The sequence below is a fragment of the Arthrobacter sp. UYNi723 genome (genome assembly GCF_054057635.1).
On record NZ_JBSRZM010000064.1, the window covers coordinates 1 to 4,281 of the forward strand.

The following is a 4,281-nucleotide window of genomic DNA, read 5'->3' on the forward strand; positions in this document are numbered from 1 at the left end:
CCCTGGGAATGGACACCAGCAGCAGCGACGGCCTGGACCTCAACTCCAAGGAGGCCGGCAGCACACTCGCACCCAAACTCATCCTCACCCTGAGCTAGGTCAGGCAGGAAGAGGACTAAACATGGCCGGGACCCCATCCCTAGGGATGAGGTCCCGGCCATGTTTAGCGACGCGCCCCCGCAGGATTCGAACCTGTGACACAAGGTTCAGGAATTTGATAGGCCGCACTTCTCGCCTGTTTATGCCGATGTTCGCGTTATGCCGACCTTTTTGCGTCGTCACAGGTCAGATGGGGTGAGAAGCCTGGAATTATCGGCATAACCGCGGGGGCTGGCCCAAAGCACGGCTGCTGCCCACGTGTTGCGGACAAGCCGTTTCATCGACACGTTCGCTCACTGGACCTCGCTCCACGGTGCGCGCGCAATGACGGTCCCGGACAGCGGGCGGCCCTCCACGTGCGCTATCCGGCGTCCGCGTACGTACCCGGCGGCCGTCCAAGCCAGGACTGCGATGACGGCTCCCGCCCGGCCCAGCCCCTGCGGGTTGTCGCCCCGGCCCCAATCGCGCACTCCCGCAAAAACGGCCCGTGGCAGTACGCTGCGCACGTAGCGCCGTTCCGGGCCGAGAGCCCGTTTTTGGCCTACCACCCGGCTGACCTGGGCTTTGGAGATACCTTCGGACCAGGAACGCGACAGCATGTAGCGCAATGTCCCCCTGTCCGCCGGCACATGGTGGCGGACCAAAGCCGCGGGTTCGTAGACGATCCGCGATCCGGGTGAGCCCATCTTCGAACGGATGCAGATCTCGGTCTCCTCACAGCCAAGGGGCAAGGTGCCCTGGCGCCCCAGCGAAAGGTTGAAGCCGCCCACCTGGCGGAGGACTTCGCGCCTGAAGGACATGTTTGCGCCGATGACGTTCCGGACCTCGGAGGCCACCTTGGGCATTCCGCGGTGGCTGCATCCTACGATCCAGTCGAGCTCTTCACCGAAGTAGCCCGGACGGCCCGTTTCCCACACCGGTTCCACGCGGCCGCCGACGGCCAGGACATCAGGATCGTCATAAAGGGCAAGCAGCCGTTGAAGCCAGTCCGGGGCTGCCTCGGCGTCGTCGTCGAGGAAGGCCACAATGTCCGAGTCGGCAAGTCCGACGCCGGTGTTCCGCGCTCCGGACAACCCGCGTGGACCGCTGCTCTCCACCACCGTCACGTCATCTACAATTTCGGTGAGCCGCTCGTAGAGGTCCGCGTTATGGTCAATCACCACCAGGACCTCCTGGGGTGCAACTGATTGGGCCCGGACGGACTCTATGACGTCCAGCAACCGGTCCCAACGCCTATCGGTATAAGCACAAATGACGATCGTTACGCTCGGACGTGCACCACGATCCAGCATGCTAGGCTCCCCGAACCAGGGAGAGAACCGTTTGGGGATCCATAGGCGTCCGCGGGACGCTGACATTTGCGTAGGTATATTTCACCCGGCGGAGGGCTTCAGGTCTGGCGCCTGCGGTGGGCGCCTCCCACATGGTGCATTCGCGCGCCAGCGTTGCCAGTACCCGCCAGCCGTCACGGAACGTCTGCAGGTTCGACGCGCCCGAGATCCGGTCCAGCTCCAGGCTGGGGACTTCGGCAATGCGCAGACCGGCCTTTGCCGCCCGGACAATCAGCTCGGTCTCAATTTCAAAGCCGTCCGATTCCAGCTGAAGGATCTCCAGGCATTCCCTCCGAAACGCAATATATCCATAGCAAAGGTCAGAATAGTTGCTATGCAGGACCGCATTGGCCAATCCGGTCAGAGCGCGGTTGCCGGCCTTCCTCAGCCGGGTCAGGTCTTCGGATCCTCCGCCCGTGACATGGCGCGAGCCCTTAACGAAGTCGAAATCGTGCTGAAGCGGGGCAACGAACCAGCCGATCTCCTGGGGATCCATGCTGCCATCCGCATCCAGCATGACAATGATGTCCCCTGAGGCTGCGGCAAAACCCGAACGGAGGGCCACGCCCTTACCCTTGCGCTGCTCATCGACGATGACAAGGTTGTCGCGGATAGCGCGGGCTACTCCCACCGTGTTGTCCGTGGAACGGCCGTCCACGATGACAACCTCGTCCACATACGAGGGAATCCGGCGAAGAACCCACGGGATATTCCTCGCCTCGTTCAGGGTGGGGATGACGACACTGACTGACGCCCTCGGAGCTTCGAAGGCCAGCATCGGGAACGTTATTGGGAGCTGGGTTGAAATAGACAAATACCTCACCACTTCATGACGCTTGCGGATTTAGTCAACTCCGCGCTCGACTCAGAAGTCGGGCGCAGATTTATCGCTTTATCCGGTCATGGGTCTGGTCTCTGGCCCCAGCTCTCATTTAGCCTTCGACTCTGGCCGTGAAGATGAGCCTATGGCTGGCCTGAGGCGCCTGTCACCAGTGGCAGGTACTCACTTTTGAGCGCCGGATATACGTTTCCTACCCGAGTACAGGGGTTTGGCCGCCGGTCCGAATATTAGGTATAGGGGTTCTCATTCCGCCCATATTTTACGGATTTGACCGCTGTATCTGGGCTAGCGCGCATAAGGGACTTCAGGTTGACGATTTCCAAGTGCCCGGGAGCTCCGATGAAAATGGCCCGTAGCGTCAGGTGTCTCGCCTTCCATACAGCACCGCCGACATCCGTCAGCGGATGCGCCTTTTCCGGTGTTGCAGGCAGCGTCTACGAGAAAACTGCCTCCATGGACAATCCCGTCTTTGGGTCCGGCCACGTGGACTATGAGTGCAGCCCGGGCCGTTGCCGTCTGGCGGACGGCGCTGAAGCCGGCAACCTAGAAACCTGCCTACATCGCCGTCCGGAAGAAAAGCTCCGTGACCGTTGCCAGCCGGTGCGGGTCCGCCACGCCGCAGAGCTCACGTGCGGAGTGCATCGAGAGCAGGGGCACGCCGACGTCGACAGTCCGGATCCCCAGGCGCGTGGCGGTCAGGGGGCCAATGGTGGAGCCGCAGGGCATCACGTTGTTGGACACAAATTCCTGGTACGGCACCTTCGCCTCCCCGCACAGCCTGGCCCAGAATGCCGCGCCCGGCGCGTCGGTCGCGTACCGCTGGTTGGCGTTGATCTTCAGCAGCGGGCCGCCGTTCAGGACCGGATGGTTGGCCGGATCGTGCCGCTCCGGGTAGTTGGGGTGGACGGCGTGGCCGGCGTCCGCGGAAACGCAGAACGACGCCGCCAGCGCCTGCCGCCGCTGGCTCACCGTTGCGCCCAGGCCGTCGGAGATCCGCACGAGGACGTCCTCGAGGACGGGCCCGCACGCGCCGGAACGGGAGTTGGAACCGATTTCCTCGTGGTCGAACGCCGCAAGGACGGCGATAGGGGCGCCGGCGATCGGCCCACCGGCCGCGCCGCCAGACGCAGCAGAAGAGTGAGCGATCAGCGCCGCCAGTCCTGCATGCGTCGCGGAAAGGTTGTCCAGGCGCCCGGAGGCGAAGAACTCACCGTTGGCCCCGAAAACCGCAGGTGCCTGCGTGTCTGCAATAACGACGTCGTACCCGCCGATCCGCGCCGGATCAACAGAAGTGCCGCCAGGCACATGCGATGCCAAAACCACCAGCAGGTCAAAATCGGCGGGGTCCCCCAGGCCCCACACGGGGTTCATGTGCCGCTGCTTGTCCAGCGTCAGGCCGTCGTTCACGGCACGGTCAAGGTGGATGGCCAGCTGCGGGAAGCGGAGCAAGGGCCCTGTGGCGGTGAGGTGCTCGGTGCCGTCCAGCATGACAAGCCTGCCCGCCAGCCGAAGTTCGCGGTCCAGCCACGAGTTGAGCAGCGGCCCGCCGTAAACCTCCACGCCGGCCTGCAGCCAGCCGAAGGCTCCCGTGGTGGGCTTGGGCTTGAGCTTGAAGGACGGGGAGTCCGTGTGCGCGCCAAGGATGTTGAACCCTGTGGTGGGTCCGGCATTTTCCGGGACCACCCAGGCGATCAGCGCGCCGTCGCGGACCACGTAGAACGTACCAGCCCCGCCGGCCCAGGGCTCACGCTCGTCCAGGCCGGTGAACCCGGCTTCATCCAGCCGACGGGCGGCCTCGTGGACGGCGTGGAAGCTCGACGGCGATGCGCTGACATACGCGCCAAGGTCCTGGATGTGGTCAACAGCACTGGAGGCGGCGGCACTGGAGCGTGAAGGCATGGTTCCGAGTCTAGATGCAATGCCGTTTACTTTGTGGTTTTTGGTGTTCGCTTGAGTGGCCAGTTGGACATTTTGCGTTTGACGGCGCGGGGAACGGTGCGTTGTCGGCGT

At 63.7% G+C, this 4,281-nt stretch carries 3 protein-coding genes; all 3 read right to left on the reverse strand.

The features are described 5' to 3' along the window. Positions 1–392: 392 nt before the first annotated feature. The 3 genes from ACVWY0_RS22060 to ACVWY0_RS22070 all read right to left on the reverse strand — a co-directional run bounded on the left by ACVWY0_RS22060 (position 393) and on the right by ACVWY0_RS22070 (position 4,170). Complete coding sequence (locus tag ACVWY0_RS22060; protein WP_485838597.1) at positions 393–1,391, reverse strand: glycosyltransferase family 2 protein; 999 nt, start codon at positions 1,389–1,391, stop codon at positions 393–395. 1 nt (position 1,392) lies between these two features. Further along, a complete protein-coding gene (locus tag ACVWY0_RS22065) occupies positions 1,393–2,244 on the reverse strand; it encodes a glycosyltransferase family 2 protein (protein ID WP_485838598.1) in 852 nt (283 codons plus the stop codon). A gap of 582 nt (positions 2,245–2,826) precedes the next feature. Next, entirely contained in the window at positions 2,827–4,170 is a 1,344-nt protein-coding gene (locus ACVWY0_RS22070; protein ID WP_485838599.1) for a M18 family aminopeptidase, read from the reverse strand. Between the last annotated feature and the right edge of the window lie 111 nt (positions 4,171–4,281).

Coding starts and splice junctions, on each gene's coding strand:
- ACVWY0_RS22060 (WP_485838597.1), bottom strand. CDS start 1,391: ATGCTGGATCGTGGTGCACGTCCGAGCGTAACGATCGTCATTTGTGCT.
- ACVWY0_RS22070 (WP_485838599.1), bottom strand. CDS start 4,170: ATGCCTTCACGCTCCAGTGCCGCCGCCTCCAGTGCTGTTGACCACATC.